18 protein-coding genes are annotated in these 17,593 nt (G+C 51.7%); 11 read left to right on the forward strand and 7 right to left on the reverse strand.

The features are described 5' to 3' along the window. Nucleotides 1-167: 167 nt before the first annotated feature. The 3 genes from ACO0LI_RS26485 (at nt 168) to ACO0LI_RS26495 (ending at nt 1,931) form a co-directional block, all read left to right on the forward strand. Entirely contained in the window at nt 168-425 is a 258-nt protein-coding gene (locus tag ACO0LI_RS26485; protein ID WP_422953521.1) for a hypothetical protein, read from the forward strand. Nucleotides 426-438: 13 nt separating this feature from the next. Beyond that, nucleotides 439-1,284 (forward strand): PA4780 family RIO1-like protein kinase, encoded by an 846-nt coding sequence (locus ACO0LI_RS26490; protein ID WP_423036438.1) that lies wholly within the window; start codon nt 439-441, stop codon nt 1,282-1,284. Between the two features lie 116 nt (nt 1,285-1,400). Beyond that, entirely contained in the window at nt 1,401-1,931 is a 531-nt protein-coding gene (locus ACO0LI_RS26495) for a GNAT family N-acetyltransferase (protein WP_423036440.1), read from the forward strand. A 19-nt stretch (nt 1,932-1,950) separates the two neighbouring features. Here ACO0LI_RS26495 and ACO0LI_RS26500 read toward each other — a convergent pair whose 3' ends face one another. Continuing rightward, on the reverse strand, nt 1,951-2,700 hold the full coding sequence (locus ACO0LI_RS26500) for a hypothetical protein (RefSeq protein ID WP_423036442.1): 750 nt from the start codon (nt 2,698-2,700) through the stop codon (nt 1,951-1,953). A gap of 158 nt (nt 2,701-2,858) precedes the next feature. Further along, on the reverse strand, nt 2,859-4,127 hold the full coding sequence (fabF, locus tag ACO0LI_RS26505; protein ID WP_422953487.1) for a beta-ketoacyl-ACP synthase II: 1,269 nt from the start codon (nt 4,125-4,127) through the stop codon (nt 2,859-2,861). Between the two features lie 158 nt (nt 4,128-4,285). On the opposite strand from fabF, the gene ACO0LI_RS26510 reads away from it, so the two are divergent. Then, a complete protein-coding gene (locus tag ACO0LI_RS26510) occupies nt 4,286-5,338 on the forward strand; it encodes an AraC family transcriptional regulator ligand-binding domain-containing protein (protein ID WP_423036444.1) in 1,053 nt (350 codons plus the stop codon). Between the two features lie 87 nt (nt 5,339-5,425). Here ACO0LI_RS26510 and phaP read toward each other — a convergent pair whose 3' ends face one another. The 5 genes from phaP to ACO0LI_RS26535 all read right to left on the reverse strand — a co-directional run bounded on the left by phaP (nt 5,426) and on the right by ACO0LI_RS26535 (nt 10,142). Then, complete coding sequence (gene phaP / locus ACO0LI_RS26515) at nt 5,426-6,526, reverse strand: TIGR01841 family phasin (protein WP_422953485.1); 1,101 nt, start codon at nt 6,524-6,526, stop codon at nt 5,426-5,428. Nucleotides 6,527-6,804: 278 nt separating this feature from the next. After that, nucleotides 6,805-7,497, reverse strand: a complete 693-nt coding sequence (locus tag ACO0LI_RS26520; RefSeq protein ID WP_422953484.1) for a TorF family putative porin — start codon at nt 7,495-7,497, stop codon at nt 6,805-6,807. 43 nt (nt 7,498-7,540) lie between these two features. Beyond that, nucleotides 7,541-8,848, reverse strand: a complete 1,308-nt coding sequence (locus tag ACO0LI_RS26525) for a S8 family peptidase (RefSeq protein WP_423036446.1) — start codon at nt 8,846-8,848, stop codon at nt 7,541-7,543. Then, nucleotides 8,845-9,543, reverse strand: coding sequence for a zf-HC2 domain-containing protein (locus ACO0LI_RS26530; protein ID WP_423036448.1), 699 nt, complete (start codon nt 9,541-9,543; stop codon nt 8,845-8,847). The genes ACO0LI_RS26525 and ACO0LI_RS26530 overlap by 4 nt, the downstream gene beginning before the upstream one ends. Further along, nucleotides 9,540-10,142 (reverse strand): RNA polymerase sigma factor, encoded by a 603-nt coding sequence (locus ACO0LI_RS26535; RefSeq protein WP_423036450.1) that lies wholly within the window; start codon nt 10,140-10,142, stop codon nt 9,540-9,542. The genes ACO0LI_RS26530 and ACO0LI_RS26535 overlap by 4 nt, the downstream gene beginning before the upstream one ends. A 480-nt stretch (nt 10,143-10,622) precedes the next feature. Here ACO0LI_RS26535 and mrtJ point away from each other — a divergent pair, with 480 nt between their 5' ends. From mrtJ to ACO0LI_RS26570, 7 genes are all read left to right on the forward strand, one after another. Beyond that, entirely contained in the window at nt 10,623-10,931 is a 309-nt protein-coding gene (mrtJ, locus tag ACO0LI_RS26540; RefSeq protein ID WP_423036452.1) for a JDVT-CTERM system glutamic-type intramembrane protease MrtJ, read from the forward strand. 27 nt (nt 10,932-10,958) lie between these two features. Then, complete coding sequence (locus tag ACO0LI_RS26545; protein ID WP_423036454.1) at nt 10,959-13,142, forward strand: choice-of-anchor D domain-containing protein; 2,184 nt, start codon at nt 10,959-10,961, stop codon at nt 13,140-13,142. Between the two features lie 77 nt (nt 13,143-13,219). Beyond that, a complete protein-coding gene (locus tag ACO0LI_RS26550; RefSeq protein WP_423036456.1) occupies nt 13,220-13,720 on the forward strand; it encodes a TlpA family protein disulfide reductase in 501 nt (166 codons plus the stop codon). Then, a complete protein-coding gene (locus tag ACO0LI_RS26555) occupies nt 13,717-13,956 on the forward strand; it encodes a DUF4266 domain-containing protein (RefSeq protein ID WP_423036458.1) in 240 nt (79 codons plus the stop codon). The genes ACO0LI_RS26550 and ACO0LI_RS26555 overlap by 4 nt, the downstream gene beginning before the upstream one ends. A gap of 15 nt (nt 13,957-13,971) precedes the next feature. Next, entirely contained in the window at nt 13,972-15,168 is a 1,197-nt protein-coding gene (locus tag ACO0LI_RS26560; RefSeq protein ID WP_423036460.1) for a DUF3570 domain-containing protein, read from the forward strand. Nucleotides 15,169-15,199: 31 nt separating this feature from the next. Continuing rightward, the gene (gene dsbD, locus ACO0LI_RS26565) at nt 15,200-17,098 is read left to right on the forward strand and encodes a protein-disulfide reductase DsbD (RefSeq protein ID WP_423036462.1); all 1,899 of its coding nucleotides are present in this window, start codon (nt 15,200-15,202) and stop codon (nt 17,096-17,098) included. 23 nt (nt 17,099-17,121) lie between these two features. After that, on the forward strand, nt 17,122-17,593 hold a 472-nt coding region (locus ACO0LI_RS26570; RefSeq protein ID WP_423036464.1), incomplete at its 3' end, for an FAD-dependent oxidoreductase.

Below are 17,593 nucleotides of genomic sequence, written 5' to 3' on the forward strand. Positions count from 1 at the left end.
CACGTGTACAATACTGGTCTTTCGGCGTAATCTTTCAGGCAGCAAGCTGCCCTATAGAGTACGCCCATTTTATAGACTATATTCGTTATAAAGATTGCCATGGATACAATGCATCCACAGCCGCAGTTTCCAAACGCACTTCATGACAGACAGGAAAAACCAGCATGATGACCTATGAAGAATATCTGGATGAAGTCACGACTTTAATGACAGAGAGATTTGACCTTAGCGATGATGAAGCCATCAAGCATGTGATGCGTGCCCAGGCCGCCGAGTTTTTTAGCAAGCATGACGATGTTCCTGAAATGCGTACACAAGAGCGGGCAGAGCAGGATGCCAAGACGATTTATGACATGCGCAACAAGTCACGCGGTCATGCCCCAGTCAAGCTGGTAAAAACTGGCGGCAAGCCACGCAAAGCCTAAGCACGCAGACCGGATGAAAACACCAAAACGACTGCAGCCCCTGCAGGAAGAAGGTTTGATTGACGAAGTCATGCGCCAGCTCATGAGTGGCAAGGAAGCCACCGTGTATGTCGTGCGCTGCGGCGAAGAAATTCGTTGTGCCAAAGTCTATAAAGAAGCCAGTCAGCGCAGTTTTAAAAATGCTGCGTCTTACCAGGAAGGCCGCAAGGTCAAGAACAGCCGCCAGGCCCGCGCCATGGAAAAAGGCACGCGCTATGGCCGCAAGATGCAGGAAGAAGTCTGGCAAAACGCCGAAGTCGATGCCTTGTATCGCCTGGCTGCCGCCGGTGTCAAAGTGCCCAGGCCGTATATCTGCCATGAGGGCGTATTGTTGATGGACCTGGTGACGGATGCCGACGGCAATGCAGCCCCCCGCCTCAACGATGTGGAATTGACACCTGAGCTGGCAAGAAAATACCACGGGCAGTTATTGCATCAGGTAGTGCTGATGTTGTGCGCTGGTGTCATCCATGGTGATTTGTCTGAATTCAATATCCTCGTCGATGAAGAAGGGCCAGTCATCATTGATCTGCCACAGGCGATTGATGCCGCCAGCAATACCGAGGCGGGCGTCATGCTGGAACGCGACGTTAATAATCTGGCGACCTACTTCGGCCAGTTTGCGCCAGAACTCAATGGCAGCAAGTTTGGCAAGGAAATCTGGAAGCTGTTTACTGCAGGCTTGTTGACACCAGAAACCGTATTGACAGGCGTTGTCGCACAAGATACCCGTCCGGTTGATCTGGGCGCTGTCATGGAAGAGATCGAGTCCGCCATCTTTGAGGAAAAAGAAAGGCAAAGGCGTTTGCTGGAGATGTAATTCTTTGCATGTTTTTGAGTGATAATTTCCTGACTTGACAGGAACTCTTGCCCCTGATCCTTGTCCATCTTCTACATTGCTCAACAAATGCAATGGTTTAGTAAAGGGAGATGCGCATGATTAAAGGAAGTTGTTTTCACCTTCGCCACGTCAGAAAAGAAGATGTCACGACGCTGACGGATATGATGAATCACCCCGATGCCAAGGGTGATTTCTTATCTCAGGAATTGCTATTGCCAGGTGCGGCAGAGAAAAAATTTGACGATGAATCGCGTTCCAAAGAGCAGTCGGAGACGTTTTTAATCATCGATGAAAACGGCAAGATGATAGGCCGTGTTTTTCATTTCAAGACGGTACCGTATTTCAATTCCCGCGAAATTGGTTATGGCATGTTCGTCAAGAACCTGCGAGGCAAAGGCATCATGACTGAGGCCGTCAAGTTGCTCAGGAATTATCTGTTCAGCACGCTGCTTATCAATCGCCTGGAAATTCATATGAATGTTGATAATGTCGCTTCAGAGAAAGTGGCAATTAATTGCGGCTTCGAAAAAGAAGGCATTGCCCGCGGCGCTCTCTTCACTCATGGAAAACATAGGGATATCGCGATGTATGCCTTGCTAAGAGAGGACTGGGAAAAGCTGGTGTAGCCAGGCACCCTGTCAAACTTCATTTCCTTACCGGATAAATCTTGAGCAAAGCCGTATTGATCTTGCGCATTTGCTCAGCACTGACGTCCTTGCTGCACACGATATAGCGGTTCAAGCCTGCAGGCATGCCTTGTAAATCCATTTGCGTGGTCTGGCTCAGGCTTTCTTCCTTGTCTTTCAGGTATTCCCAGTCTTCCCTGTCTATCAGCATATAGGATGCGCGGTTGGCGGCTACCATGCGTGCCATGATCATGGGCAGGGTAGTGCTGCGTTCGACCTTGTTTTTAGTGGTCGTGAACATGGCATCCAGTTCAGGGCCATATGACACTGCATCAACGATACCCAGCGTCAGGCTGGGGTCAGACATCAGTGATTTCAGTGTGCGATGTGCGGTCACTTGTTTGGCCGCAGCCGGGCTGACCAGCAGGGTATGCGGCGGGTCAGTATGAAAGACTTCGGAAAACTGCACCAGGGTTTCTCTCTCCGGAATACGGTACCAGCCAAATGAGCAATAATTCTTGGTGCCAGCAGAAAAATTACTCCAGATACGTTTTGCCGGTTCTTCGACAAAGCGGTGCGGAATTTGCGCGTTACTGAAGACCTGTTTGGCCCGCTCAAGCAATACGCCTTTTTCTACGCCATTTTCCAGGTATTGATGTGGCGGCTTTATACGCCAGGCAACTGTGATGGGTTCTTGTGCATATACACTTTGACTCATCGTAAAGGTACCCACTATGCACAACACGCCCGCTAACTGGTAAAGATTCATTTTATTATCGCCAGATGTTTGATTCATTCTAAGCGATCAAATGACACTGCAAGGCAATTTCAGAGCTAAATGACGGGGAAAAAGTATAATTTTTGCTTTAGAGATACATTTTTCATGTATGCCTGCATTTCAATTCTTCTTTCAACTCTTCATAAAAATCAAAATCGACGAAATACCAGACTGGCATTGACGCCACCAAAACCGAAGCCATTGGAGATGGCATAGTCCGTAGCTATTTTGCGGGCCGTTCCGGTAACTATGTCTATATCATCCGCTGCCGGATCTGGCTGTGCGAGGTTTAGTGTCGGAGGTGCCATCTGGTCACGTAAGGCAAGCACTGTGAAGATCGCTTCCACACCACCAGCTGCCCCGAGCAAATGTCCTGTCGAGGATTTTGTGGCAGATACTGCGGGGCCGCGGCCTGTTCCGAATATCGCTCTGATGGCAGCCAGCTCACTGATGTCGCCGACTGGTGTTGATGTTGCGTGGGCGTTCAAATGCCCTATCTGTCCGGGCACTAGCCCGGCTTGCCGTATCGCTAGTTCCATGGCGCGTCGGCCACCGTCGCCGTCAGCGGGCGGAGAAGTCATGTGATACGCGTCAGCGCTGGTGCCATAGCCCAGCAGCTCGGCGATTGGCGTGGCGCCACGGCGCAATGCATGTTCGAGTTCTTCAATGACCAGCATGCCAGCGCCTTCTCCCATGACAAAGCCATCACGCTCGATATCAAAGGGCCGCGATGCCTGCGTGGGATGCTCATTGAAGCTGGTGGACATGGTTCTTGCGGCAGCGAATGCGCCAAAGCTGACGCGATCTATACAGGCCTCGGCCCCGCCACACAAGGCAATATCGGCTTCACCTGCACGTATCAAGCGCGCTGCGTCGCCAATCGCCTGCGCGCTGGCGGCGCATGCGGTGACAGGTGCACCTAGCGGACCGCGAAAGCCATGGCGTATGGAAATGTGCCCGGCTGCCATATTGGCCAGAAAACTCGGGACGGTAAAAGGCGAAAGCCGTTTTGGCCCACGACCATCAGTGGTTCTCACGGCATCAACAATAGCGCCGAACCCACCCACGCCTGAGCCGACGATGGTGGCCGTTCTTTCACGTTCGCTGTCAGTGCCCGGCTGCCAGCGCGCCTGGTTCAAGGCCTCCTGCGCTGCGGCCAGGGCAAACAGGCTGAATCTGTCCATTTTCTTGTGGTCCTTGGGTTCCACGGAGAGGGCGGGGTCAAATCCCCATGGGCGGTCTGGTGACAAATCGGGTACGACGCCAGCAACTTTAGCTGCGATCCCTTCAGTGACTTCTTCAGGCAGTAAAGCCAATCCTGAATGGCCGTTCAAGAGGCGCTGCCATACAGCTTCGACGCCACAGCCTAGCGGCGACACTATACCCATGCCTGTCACTACGATTCGTCTTGTATTCACATCATGCTCCTGTTTTGATCAATGAAAATGCGCAGATTACGATAAGCAAAATACGCCATGCAGCGGCTAAGGCACACATCAGGTGTCGTAGAAATCAGAGCCTAGTATAGATTGATGGCGAAAGAAAAATTGACACATCACGCCAATGAATATGCAAAATGCGCCATAATAAAAGGACTATGACGCTATCCTGGCAAAGCACTGTTACTGTTTCAGCCCATTTCCTGCATGGCATGCTGCACTTCGTGCGCACCCACCATGGAGAAAAAGTGGCAGCGCAGGTGCTGGCGAGCGCGGCTATCCCTCAGTCTCTGCTGCAGCAGCCTGATGCGCGGCTGACGCGTCAACAGTACGTCGCGCTATACAGGACAGTCGCGGCGACACTGGATGATGAGATGCTGGGGCTGTGGTCGCGGCCCATCCGAACCGGCACGCTGAAATACCTGATGCTCAGCCTGCTGGACGCGCCAACCGTGCTGGTCGCATTGAATCGTTTTGTCCGCTTCTGGAATTTGCTGCTGGACGATTACCGGCTGCAGATTTCAACCAAAAATAATCTGGTAAGGCTGGCTCTGGCAGAAAGAACACCTGGTACGCAGGTCACGCCACTCGGGCATGAGTTGATGATGAAGCTGATACACGGCATCGCATCCTGGCTGCTGGGCAGGGAAATTAACCTGCATCGTGTCGAGTTCAGCTTCGCCAGGCCCAGGCATGCGGATGACTATGCCTTCCTGTATCCTGGCGAGGTGAGCTTCGATGCTGGCATGACGAGCATTTATTTTTCTTACCAGGATTGTGCAGAGTTATTCAAACGCGAGAAGCACGAGCTATGGGCATTCCTGAAACGTGCGCCGGAAGACTGGACCTTCAGTGCATTTCATCGTGCTTCGGTGGCGGCCAAAACGCGCGAGTATCTTGAACAGCATATTGCCCAGCCAGTGACAATACAGGATCTCGCAAAGGCATTGCACACTTCCGTGCGCACATTGAACCGTCGGTTTGCAGAAGAAGGAACACATTTCCAGGCGGTGAAAGACGGGCTGCGACGCGATATTGCCGTCCACAGACTGACAAATTCAAACGTGGGAGTAGCAGCGCTCGCTTTTGATCTTGGTTTTTTTGATGCCACTGGTTTTTGCCGCGCATTCAAACATTGGACCGGTAGCAGTCCTTCTGATTATCGCAAGGGCAGCCGTCAGGATGAATAGGGCTTAGAGACAGTCAGCAGATGTGATAAAGCCGCAATGCCGATCAAAGCTGATCAGCACTGCGGCTTATTTTATTGCCTGCTCTGATTATTGGCGAACTGGCTTCTTCGCACCAGTGGCGGCGCTGGATTTTGCCTTGTAGGCTGGCTTACCGTTATTGGCTGGAAAGCCAGGTGCTTTCTTCAAATTTGGCGTGGCTGGAAATGGAAATTTCACAGCAGATTTTTTCTCAGTACTGGCGGCAGGTTTGCTGTCTGCAGGTTTGCTATCTGCTTTAGTTGCGGCTTTAGTTGCTGCGGTAGTTTCTGTCGCCTCAGTTTTTGCTGCTGGCTTTTTAGCCGGGGTAGTTTTCTTGTCCAAAGTTTTTTCTATGGTAGATGTCGTTGCTGCTGGCAATGGTTCTGCCGGCGTGACGACTGGAACGGGAGCTGGTGCAGCTTCAACTGTTGTTGTGCTGGTTTTCAAAGGTTTTTTTGCAGCTTCAGTTTTGGCTGCTTTGCTTGATTTTGCCACTACTGGTTTGGCCGTTTCTGGCTTGACTTCAGATGGTTTCGCTACAGCCGGTTTTACTTCTGCTTTCGCCGCAGGTGCTTTGGCCGCGACTTTGGCTACTGGCTTTTCTGCGACCTTGGCAACAGCTTTCGGCTTGGCAGGTGCTTTTGCCGGTTTGACTTCTGGCTCAGCCAGCAAGGTCAGTTGCTTGGTCGCTGCAATAGGTTTGGCAGCGAGTTTTTTGACCGCTGGTTTTGTAACGACTGGTTTTGTGACTACTGGTTTTGTAACGACTGGTTTTGTAACTTCGGCAGGCGCGGCTTTAAGCGCTGGCGTAGCAACGGCAACTGTAGCAACTATCTCAGCAGTACTTTGCTTGCTGACGATTTGCCACAATTCAGTGCGGGTATCGATGCTGATGGCGGCCAGTTCGCGGCCATAGGACAGGATTTTTTCAAATTGTGGCTGAGCCTGCGAGCGGCCCAAGTGCAGCAATTCTTGTGCTTGTGTGGCAGCAAGCAAATCATGGGTTACGCTATTCGCATTTTCCAGTGACTGTTTGGCAGTATTAAAATTCAGGGCGATCAGCTTTTCCAGACCGCCAAAGGCCAGTTGTGACCAGGCCTGGAAAACAGCAATTTGTTTCGCCAATTGGTTCTGGGCAGCAGATGATAATTGTTCAGTAAGCAAAGACATGAAACTCTCCAGAGTGGGGGATGAGGCAGCAATAAGCTAAAAGTCTTTAAAACGATATTCTGTTTTAAATGGCCTTAAAAAATGGCGCAATGCAGCATTATTTGTTAATAACGCATTTTAGCGCTAGCCTGCTTAATTTGTAAGCATTATTTTTGCATCGCAATATCTGCTGGTGAAATATTGCTGTATTGAAGAAAAATCAAGGGACGCTGAAAGTATGGGCCAGCTTGCTTTACTTAGTAGGAAATACGGCAAACGCGACAAATGAGGCAAATCTGTCAGAATAAATAGCTGGCGCTGAATACCAGGCTGTTGCGGGAATTGCTCTGGTACTTTCCTGTGCTGTAACTTTGCTGTGGTCTGGTGATGCCGTAAGCCAGTTGTAACTTCCAGGAAGAGAAATTGCTGCCTACGCCTATGCGCACATCCACGCGGTTGCGGTTGATCAGCCCGACTTTACCGTCTGGATAAACCAGCCAGCCTATGTGAGAAAACAGATCCAGACGCTCTTGCAACGGGTAGTCTGCATTGGCTTCCAGATACAGACTTTTGGCATTGAGGCCTACGTAATTGGGAGAGTAATAAATTCTTGCGCTGAGATTGTCGAACATCAGACCGGTAAACACCTCACCGTAATTGAGGTCGGTAGATTTGGGGACAAGTGCCGCTATAGCACCAGACTCCCAGATCAAACCGCTGCGCAGCCGTTGAGAAAATCCCGAATACAGCAAGATTTGTTCACCGTCGCTGCTATTCCCGTTCAATTTAACTTTTGAGCCGAAAGCACCCGCATACCAGCCGTCTGGCGCATCATAGACCAGGTTTAATTGCGCCACTGGCTGCTCATTACTCAGCGAAATACCGCGGTAACTATAGTCGGAAGCAAGCGTGATACTGCCACTGACTTGTGCGCATGCCTTGCCAGCAACAGCAAACATGGAAAAGACCAGGATCACGCAAAATTTAAGCAATACCATTCCTTAATGAAGATACATGGGATATATCGTATGTCTGCTAGGGTTGATGTGCTGCCGTTGCTGAAGATGGCGTCAAATGGCAGGAGCAGGCACATTTATTCGTCAGCCTGCTGAGGGTGGCGCACAGGTTGACTTGTCCACTGATATTGGCATCACCCTGGCTCACCGGATTAACCACCAGGTCAGCACGTATTTGTGCAAGGCTGGCTGATGGCTTCAGTTCACTGAGCAAGGCCATCATGCCCGAGATATGTGCAGCCGAGTACGATGAACCAGAAACAAAGCTCCAGCGTGCCCCCGGTGCCGTCGTAGGAATATCACGTCCTGGCGCAACCAGTATGTCATTCGCCAGCAATCTGGTTTTGCTGTCTGCCACCGCAAACACACCGGGATGTGAAGCCGGGAAGCCGCCATCTGCACGGTTGGGGTCCATGGCGCCGACGATTTTGATATTGCGTGAAATGGCAGCATCGAGCAATTGTTTCAGCAGGCGGTCAGGTGGGCCAGACAAACTCATGTTGATTACTTGTACACCTTGCGTCAGGGCGAAATTAAGTGCCTTGCCCAAGGTAAAGCTATTGCACCTGGTTTTATTTTCTGGCTCTTGCCAGCAGGCTCTGAGGGCCATGACATGCGTATTCGGCGCAATGCCTTCGATGCCAACACCGTTGCCAGCGCGCGCTGCGATAACGCCAGCCACGCCTGTGCCATGGTTTTCACCGACATAAGGATTACCATCAATGAAGTTTTGATTCAGCGAGATTTGCCCGGCCAGATCAGGGTGCTTGATTTCTACCCCGCTGTCGATGACGGCGACTACCACATTGCGGCCAGTCGCAATCTTGCGTATCTCATCAAGCTGCCAGTATTTATTCGCGGGCTGGACCGGGAATAGCGGGTCACTTTTTGCCTGTGCATCAAAGGTGTTGATGGTCTGCACCCAGGCTACACGCGCGTCCTTGCTCAGGCTGGCGATGGTCTGTTCTTCAGAGATGGCATCGCTTTCTTCCATGACAAAGCAATCCACATTCAGCACTGGCATGGGCCAGTCTTCCAGCAGTTTCAGGCCATGAGCGCGCGCCAGTTCTTCTGCGATGCGGCGGCGCGCGGTGCGGCTGACATCATTGCTGTAACCGCCGCTATAACTGACATCCGGACGAAAATGCGGCGCCGGCAAGTGCAGCATGACCAGTATCCGGCGCTTGGCTTCAGGTTCTTTTGCTGTGTTCTGTTCCTGTTCAACGACAGTATCAGCACTGGCCAGTCTGGCACCCGATAGCGTTGTCAATGCGAGGAAAAAGCAAAGGCCGACTTGACTTAGACGATTACTCCAGCGTGCTTTCATTTTGCAGCTCCCGAACCCAGGGATTCAACCAGTTCTATCCCCGCTTCAGAGCGCAGTTCCCTGATGCTTTGCTCCAGCCTGGCATCATCGACATTGAGCAGGTAGGCATTGGTGACTGTGGGGCCATCGATGATGCGGGCATCGTTGATGGACATGATGCGTTGTATGTCTTTGACTGTGGTTTCAGGTTTGAATACAACCACAATATTACCGGAAGAACGCTCACCGCTGCCAAGTACTCGATAACTGCTGTCGTCCTGCCTGGGCAGTGCCATAAACGCGACCAGTCCGACAATGATGGCAGTTTGTGCTGCCATGGCTGCCATTCCCCAACGCGCAGGAGCCTTGCCATCTGCAGTAAACAGCGTCCGCAAACCTGCCATGAAGTTATTGGTATTTTTAACTTTGGCTGCTTGTACTTGCACATCCAGCTTTGGTAAAAGACGGGCGAAGGCTTTGTCCACATCTGGGACTGTACTTGCCGCCGGTTCACCAGCCTTCAGTTTCAGTTTTAGTTCTAGTTCTAGTTGCGATTGCAGATCATCCTGACATGCAGTGCAGGTTTGCAAATGCGCTCGCACCAACTGCTGTTCATCAGCTTGCAGGGTATTGTTGGCATACCAGGGCAGCAGGTCCTGCACCTGACTATGGGCAGCTTCATCATGCGGATGAAGCTGGTTAGTTTTCGTGTTCATAATATTTCCTCCATGCTGTCGGAAAGCATGAATCTCAAACGCTGTCTGGCGTGGAACATCCGGGTCTTGACGGTATTGACCGGGCATTCCATGGTTTCAGCGATTTCCTTGTATCCCATCTCATGATAATAAGTGAGGCTGACGACTATGCGTTGCTCCATGGGCAGGGCACGCAGGGCGCGGCTCAGGTCAGCATCAAGCTGCTGGGCTGACATCTGCTGTTCTGGCTCGTATCTGGTCTCTGCTGCATGATGCTCAAAATCGGATTCGACTGCTTCATCAAAACTGTTGATGGCTTTCAAGGCCTGGCGATAGGCGATCGCAAATACCCAGGTGGATACGCGGGAGGTATGGTTAAAGCTGGGCGCTTTTTGCCAGACGACCAGCATTGTATCGTTGACTATTTCTTCTATCAGATGCGTATCACGTGTCATCTTGTCCAGAAACCTGGCCAACCTGCCAAAGTACAGACGATACAAGACCTCAAACGCCTGGCGATCGGCGTTTGCAATCAAAGTGATCAACTCAACTTCCTGCGCTTCCGGGGTATCTGGACGTTTCTTGTCGGTTTTACCTCGCCATCCCCAATTCTCAAACATGCCTGCACTCTCCTCGATTAGCTGTTAATACCTGCTCAGGTGGAAAAGGTTCATGTCGGCGTAAAAAATATTTGGCATCAGCCTGATGAGGGCTTGTTATTTAAATGACAGTGCTTCCTGGTCAACTAGTCATCTGCCACATCTTGTTCAATGCAAGCGTTCGCAAATGATTGTAGCGCATCGCCATGACGATATTTTTATCTTCTCCCTCTGTATTTTTCTCTTCAGGTTGTCATTAAAAAAAATCGTCTGCAAATTCACTAATTGCTGATGTTTTTTTCTTGCGTCAAAAAATATTTAATTTTTCTTTGAACCAATTTCAATGATTCGCGCATTAACCGCTTGAAACAAACGAAGAGGCCTATTTTTTTCATGTGAAGAAAATCTCTTTTAATCCACCCGCATTGCTTATCGATGAACCTTATCTCTCCTCTTTTTATTCATCAAGCGATGTGTGGAAATCAGTTGTGGTCAGTGGATATGGCAACCCTGTTGCGGCTATTGCTGCTGGCACCGGTGCTGGAAGAGTTGGTCGTGCGTGCCGGTTTGCAGCAATACCTGATAGAGCGGTTTTATGAGCCGGGTAGCCATGCAAGGCTGATGCCGGTGTTGCTGTCTGCAACGGCGTTCAGTGGCTTGCATCTGACATCAGGTTGGACAGTAGTGTCTGCTGTTTTTTTACCAGGCTTGCTGCTGGCGATGTTGTACCAGGCGACGCGTGACTGGAGATTATGTGCATTGACCCATGCCGTATTCAATGGAATGGCTCTTGGTGTTTGCATGCAGTAAAAAAATTAATCATTGAAGGAAACTATGATGAACTTGCATTTTCGTTTTACGCGCTCGCTACGGCAGCTCAGTGTGCTGGGGGCTGCTTTGGGAACTGTGTTGGTTGCGGGCATGTCAGCAGCTTATGCTGCAGATGCCCTGAATGGCAAAAGCCTGTACCTGAATGGTCCAACCGGCGGTGGTACTAGTTGCACCGCCTGCCATGGCGCCACTCCGGCCAATAACGTCAACGGTATTTTGCGTGGAGCGAATAATCCAACGGAAATCAGCAATGCCTTTGCCCAGAATAAAGGCGGCATGGGGAATTTATACAGGAATAAATTCACCGCAGATGAAATCGCTGACCTTGCTGCATTCATAGGCAACCCCAGCGTCGTAGCAGGGCCTATAGCCACAGTTTCACCAGCCAGTCTGGTATTTACCGGAACCACGGTAGGACAGACCAGCACTGCCCTGAGTACTACTCTCAGCAATACCGGGTCTGCCGCATTGAATATCACTTCGATTGCACTGACAGGCGGATCAGCCAGCGATTTTAACCTCACAGGTGGTAGTTGCGCAGGTGGTACTTCACTGGCACCAAGTGCCAGTTGCACTGTGCTCTCTACATTCAAGCCAACGGCACAAGGTAGCCGTACTGCCAGTATCAATATCAGCCACAATGCGACCGGCGGCGTCAGTCTGGTTACGCTGAGCGGCACCGGTAATGCCGCTGCCCAGGCTGGCCTCACAGTGTCAGCCAGCAGCCTGAACTTTGGTACGCTGCTGGTGAATGCGGCGTCTGCCCTGCAGACTGTTACCATTAGCAATAGCGGCCAGGCAGCCCTGAATTTCAGTTCCATTGCCTTGAGTGGCGCCAATGCAGGTATCTTTGGCCTTGGTGGCACCTGTAGTACGCAGACTGCGGTTGCCGCAGGTGGCCAGTGCACTATCACCTTGCAGGCAACACCGGCCACAGCAGGTGCTTTTGCGGCAGCATTGAATATCGCCAGCAATGCCTCGAACGGCAATGCCGTGGTCAGCCTTGCAGGTAGTGCGGCAGCAGCTTCGCCGGCCATTACCGCAACACCCAGTGTGTTAGCGTTTGGTGCCCAGACGGTGGCTGCTTCACCATTGACACAACAAATCAGTTTATCCAATACCGGTAATGTCGCACTGACTTTCACAGCTATCAAGATCAGTGGTGCATCTGCAATTACGCTGGGCGCAGGCAATACTTGCGGCAGCAGCATCGCAGTTGGTGCAAGCTGTAATGTACCCGTGGTATTCACACCGACGGTCGAGGGTGATGTCAGCGCAAGCCTGGCTGTGACATCCAATGCTGCACCTTTGCAGGTAGCTATTACCGGCACGGCGACCAGACAGGCGGTTGCGAAACCAGTCTTGTCAGATACCGGCGCAGTACAGTTCAGCGACACCCAGGTTGGCGCCACTTCTGCCAAGCATAAGACCACGCTGAGTAATACCGGCACTGCAGCGCTGAAAATCACCAGCCTGGTCTTGAATGGCAGCCAGCTCAATGACTTTATATTGGCCGGTACTTGCAGCACAAACGGCACGCTGAGTCCGGCAGCAAGCTGCACCATCGATACCAGCTTCAAGCCTGGCAGCGCAGGTAGTAAAACCGCAAACGTCCTGGTAGTGACCGATGGTGGTGCGCAACTCAGTGTGGGGTTGGCGGGCACTGGCGTAGCCATCCCTGTCAAGACTGTTACGCTAAATATCAACCCGCAATCCTTTGACTTTGGTTCTGCCACGATAGGCAGTGCCAACCTGGTAAAACGCTTCACGCTGACTAACCCGGGCAGTACTGCGATTGCGCTGACAAATGCCGCCTTTAGTGGTGCCTATGCAGCGGTGGTAGATAGCTCATCCTGCCCACGCTTCCCATTCAGCCTTCAGGCAAATACCTCTTGTGAACTGGTGGTCAGCTATGCACCAACAAATGCAGGTACTAACAATGGTAGCGTCGTCATCAGTTCTTCTGACACCAGCACGACCTGGAACATTGCTTTCTCAGGCACAGCCGTGAATGCGACCACACCAACTGTGACGGTCAATGCACCAAGAAATGAAGGCGGCGGTGGTTGCTCGGTTGCCCGCGATGGCAATGACCCCATGCTGCCTGTTCTCGTCTTGCTCGCTGTGGCAGTCATCATCTGGCGCAGGAAACAGGTGAAACAGGCGCGTCACGCCAGGGTACAGGATTAATCAGTAAAGCCGGGCTGCGGTCCGGCTTTCAGGTTTAAGAATATGAAAACGATAGGGCCAGGAATATGAAATTCTCTATGAATATATACAAAAGACGCTTTGCACTGGGCATTGCTGCACTGCTCATGGCAAGCTCAGCAATGGCGCTGGATAAAGGTAGTAATGCCCCGGCATTTGATCTCAAGGGTGTGGAAGGCAATATCAATCTGGCCAAGTATCAGGGCAAGTTGGTGTATCTGGATTTCTGGGCTTCATGGTGCGGGCCTTGTCGCCAGTCTTTCCCATGGATGAATGAGCTGCAATCGAAATACGGTGCGCAGGGTTTGCAGATCATCGGCGTGAATCTCGATCAAAAAAATGAAGATGCCCGCCAATTTTTGACGACCACGCCAGCCCGCTTTTTGGTGGCGTTTGATCCGGCTGGTGCTACTCCCCGCAGCTATGGCGTGAAAGGCATGCCGAGTAGCGTGCTGATAGGCCCGGATGGAAAAATCATTTTTGAGCATGCCGGTTTCAAGGAAGCAGACAGGGCGGCGCTGGAAGAGAAAATAAAATCCTCGTTGGGAGCAATCAAATGAAGGTCATAGCAAAGAAAGCCGCGTCCCTGTTATTGATAGCCAGCGCTGCATTGGCGCTGTCTGCTTGCGGCACGATCAAACCCGTACAGCCCTGGGAAAAAGGCAATCTGGCGAAAACAGCCATGACCTTTGAAAATGACAGACTCGAATCCCGTTATGGCGAGCACATCTACACCAGCCGCGAATCAGCGTCTGGTGGTGCCGGTGTGGGTGGTGGCGGTTGTGGTTGCAATTAATCAGAGAATTTCGACATGACTAAAATTTTTGAAAAAACTTCTGTTCCCCTTATTGCCTCGACCGGATCTGAAACCTTGCCTGCTTCACCTGATATGCAAACCATGGGCACAGCCTTGCTGACTGCCGCCTTGCTGTTGCCTGGTGTCGTCAAGGCCGAGACGCCGCCCGAGCATGCCAGCCTCAGCCTCAAGTATCTGAACTATGAAGAAAAGCAGGCGGGCCTGAAACGCATTACAGCAAACTCGCCTTCGCTTTCACTGATTACTCCTCTAGGGGCAGACTGGTCACTGGATGCCACGCTGACTTCAGACGACGTATCCGGTGCTTCGCCGCGCTACCATACCGCGATCTCAGGCGCATCGCGCATGAATGACCAGCGTACTGCCGGTGATGTGGCGTTTACCCGTTACTTCCCGCGTGCCAGCCTGACAGTCGGTACCGCATATTCAACTGAGCATGATTACGAGTCACGTGCCTTGTCTGCAACCGGGAATTTTTCTTCGGAAGACAAAAATAAGACCTGGACCGTTGGCTTGGGTGGCAGCCATGACCGTATCAATCCTACCAACCTGATAGTTAAAAACGAGACTAAAAAGACAGTCAGCATCATGGCAGGTGTCACGCAGATATTGACGGCAGAAGACATCGCCCAATTGACGCTCAGTCATAGCAGGGGTGAGGGATATTTCTCTGACCCTTACAAGGCGCTGGATCGCAGGCCGAGAGAGCGTAACCAGACTACCCTGTTGGCCCGCTGGAATCACCACTTCCTGGGCACGGGTGGCACAGGCCGCTTCAGCTACCGCTATTACAGCGACACTTACGATGTCAAGGCACATACCCTGACGGCAGAATATGTACAGCCATTTTCTCAAGGCTGGACAATCACACCATCGCTACGTGTGTATAGCCAAAGTGCGGCCAGTTTCTATTTTGACCCTGTCTATGATGCGCAACTCGGTGCACCTTTCCCGCCTGGTTATCAGTTCGCCTCTACCCAGCCTACTTCTGCTGACCAGCGCCTGTCGGGTTTTGGCGCATTGACTTTTGGCTTCAAGCTCAGCAAGCAATTGACCAGTGACTGGACCGTCGATATCAAGCTGGAAAACTATGAGCAGCACGGTAGCTGGCGACTATTCCACAAAGGTAGTCCCGGTCTTGCAGCGCTGAAGGCGCAAAGCATACAACTGGGTATCAGCAAGCAGTGGTAGCAGTCTTGCTGCTAAAAAAACAGGAGTTCATATGAAGCAGTATTTTTATAAATTATTTTCTGCCTTGCGGCTGTTGTCGCTATTGCCGGTGTCGTTGCTAATGTTGATAGCAACTCTATTGCATCCGCTTGCCCATGCCGATGATTTTCTGGAGCCGGAACGTGCATTCCAGTTGCAGGCAGAGTTGCGCGATGTCAGTGGGGCGAAAACCCTGGTACTCTCATGGGCCATCGCCAAGGATTATCATCTGTACAAAGAGCGCCTGAGTTTCAATGCAGTAGAGCAGGGCATCACTCTTGCTGAACCTCGCTTGCCGGACGGTATTCGCAAATTCGACACCACCTTCAACAAGGAAGTTGAAACCTATAACGATAAACTGGTGGTGGAATTGCCCGTCACCCAAGCGGACAAGGTTTTCACTTTGAAGGTAGGTTATCAGGGTTGTGCTGATGCAGGGCTGTGTTATCCGCCGGCAGAACAGCATTACAAGGTGGATACTTCTGTACCCGGCAAGTTGAGTCTCGTGCCTGCAGAGCAGATCGCGCAAGTCGCAGCGGCCAGTGCCCCTGCTCCAACAGTGACTGCCTCCAAGGATGTCAAGCCACCAGAAGATGACAGTTCTCTGGCGCAGCGCACCTTGCAAAGCGGCAGCTTGTGGCGCATAGGCCTGGCCTTTCTGGTATTTGGTCTGCTGCTGTCTTTTACTCCATGCGTATTGCCCATGGTGCCTATCCTGTCATCCATCATCGTGGGCGAGGGCAATGTATCGCGTGGCCGTGGCTTCATGCTGGCTCTGTCGTATTGTCTGGGTATGGCCATGATTTATACCTTGCTGGGCGTCGCAGCAGGCCTGGCTGGTGAAGGCTTGGCCGGAGCCTTGCAAAAGCCTTGGGTCTTACTGACGTTTGGTGCCTTGCTGGTGGGTCTGGCATTGTCCATGTTTGATGTCTATCAATTGCAATTGCCTGGTGCCCTGCAAAGCCGTTTGAGTCAGACCAGTGGCAACATCAGTGGTGGTAAATTTATTGGCGTGTTCATCATGGGCGCTTTATCTGCGTTGATTGTCGGCCCTTGTGTGGCTGGCCCACTGGCGGGTGCCTTGTTGTATATCAGCCAGACCCGCAATGTCATGATCGGTGCCTGGGCGCTGTTTTCCATGGCGGCAGGCATGAGCGTGCCTTTGCTATTGACAGGTATCTCTGCTGGTAGCCTGCTGCCAAGAGCTGGTGCCTGGATGAACCATGTCAAGAAACTGTTTGGCCTGCTGTTGATTGCTGTCGCCATCTGGATGGTGTCACCAGTATTCCCTGTTACGGTGATGATGGCTGTCTGGGGCGCTTTCGCCATACTCTGCGCGGTCTTCCTGCATGTGTTTGATCCTGTACCAGCAGGAGCTAAATTGCGTCTTTACCTTGCCCGGGCCCTGGGTATCACCTTCATGCTGGTGGGGATGTTTGAATTGATAGGTGCCGCCAGCAATGGTAAAGATGCCTTGCAACCTTTGGCACATTTGCGCGTTACAGAGAATAGCGGCGGACAATTGGCCGCTGGCGACGCAAAAAACCATAGCGACAATAAATTCACACGCATACAAAGCGTAGCTGAGCTTGAAGCCACTCTGGCGAATGCAGACGCTCCAATGTTGCTGGATTTTTATGCGGACTGGTGCGTGTCCTGCAAGGAGATGGAGAGGTTTACTTTTTCAGAACCCAAGGTCAGCGCCCAGCTCAAACAACTGCGCTTGTTGCAAGTGGATGTGACCGCCAACAGCGATATGCAAAAAGCCCTGATGAAACGTTTCTCCCTGTTTGGTCCGCCAGGCATTATCCTGTTTGACCGTAATGGCAAAGAAGTGCCAGACAGCCGCATCATAGGCTACCTCGAACCTGAGCGTTTCATCGCTCACCTGTCACGTCATTTTGCATTGTAATTCATACTATTCTAATCACTGCTATGTCCACACCCAAACATGCCCGCGTATTAATTCTTGGCTCTGGCCCCGCAGGTTATTCCGCAGCTGTGTATGCTGCCCGCGCCAATCTGAAACCTGTACTGATCACCGGTGTAGAACAAGGCGGCCAGTTGATGACCACCACCGATGTAGAGAACTGGCCAGCCGACCCTATGGGCGTGCAAGGACCAGAACTGATGCAGCGCTTTTTGCAGCATGCAGAACGCTTTAATACCGAAATCATTTTTGATTACATCCATACCGCCAAGCTTGATGAAAAACCGATACGCCTGATCGGCGACCAGGCACAATACACTTGCGACTCCCTGATCATTGCTACTGGCGCATCTGCCCAATACCTGGGTCTGCCATCTGAACAGGCTTTCATGGGCAAAGGCGTGTCTGCCTGTGCAACTTGCGATGGTTTCTTTTATCGCGGCAAGGAAGTGGCTGTCGTTGGCGGCGGCAATACTG

It is taken from the genome of Undibacterium sp. Tian12W (genome assembly GCF_049339405.1).
Classification (GTDB): Bacteria; Pseudomonadota; Gammaproteobacteria; order Burkholderiales; family Burkholderiaceae_D; genus Undibacterium.

Bases quoted from the DNA above. Each gene is read 5' to 3' on its own strand.
- ACO0LI_RS26535 (WP_423036450.1), bottom strand. From the start codon at position 10,142: ATGTTTGAGAATTGGGGATGGCGAGGTAAAACCGACAAGAAACGTCCA.
- phaP (WP_422953485.1), bottom strand. From the start codon at position 6,526: ATGTCTTTGCTTACTGAACAATTATCATCTGCTGCCCAGAACCAATTG.
- ACO0LI_RS26500 (WP_423036442.1), bottom strand. From the start codon at position 2,700: ATGAATCTTTACCAGTTAGCGGGCGTGTTGTGCATAGTGGGTACCTTT.
- ACO0LI_RS26485 (WP_422953521.1), top strand. From the start codon at position 168: ATGACCTATGAAGAATATCTGGATGAAGTCACGACTTTAATGACAGAG.
- ACO0LI_RS26555 (WP_423036458.1), top strand. From the start codon at position 13,717: ATGAAGGTCATAGCAAAGAAAGCCGCGTCCCTGTTATTGATAGCCAGC.
- ACO0LI_RS26495 (WP_423036440.1), top strand. From the start codon at position 1,401: ATGATTAAAGGAAGTTGTTTTCACCTTCGCCACGTCAGAAAAGAAGAT.
- ACO0LI_RS26550 (WP_423036456.1), top strand. From the start codon at position 13,220: ATGAATATATACAAAAGACGCTTTGCACTGGGCATTGCTGCACTGCTC.
- ACO0LI_RS26530 (WP_423036448.1), bottom strand. From the start codon at position 9,543: ATGAACACGAAAACTAACCAGCTTCATCCGCATGATGAAGCTGCCCAT.
- ACO0LI_RS26525 (WP_423036446.1), bottom strand. From the start codon at position 8,848: ATGAAAGCACGCTGGAGTAATCGTCTAAGTCAAGTCGGCCTTTGCTTT.
- mrtJ (WP_423036452.1), top strand. From the start codon at position 10,623: ATGGCAACCCTGTTGCGGCTATTGCTGCTGGCACCGGTGCTGGAAGAG.
- ACO0LI_RS26560 (WP_423036460.1), top strand. From the start codon at position 13,972: ATGACTAAAATTTTTGAAAAAACTTCTGTTCCCCTTATTGCCTCGACC.
- ACO0LI_RS26545 (WP_423036454.1), top strand. From the start codon at position 10,959: ATGAACTTGCATTTTCGTTTTACGCGCTCGCTACGGCAGCTCAGTGTG.
- dsbD (WP_423036462.1), top strand. From the start codon at position 15,200: ATGAAGCAGTATTTTTATAAATTATTTTCTGCCTTGCGGCTGTTGTCG.
- ACO0LI_RS26510 (WP_423036444.1), top strand. From the start codon at position 4,286: ATGCGCCATAATAAAAGGACTATGACGCTATCCTGGCAAAGCACTGTT.
- ACO0LI_RS26490 (WP_423036438.1), top strand. From the start codon at position 439: ATGAAAACACCAAAACGACTGCAGCCCCTGCAGGAAGAAGGTTTGATT.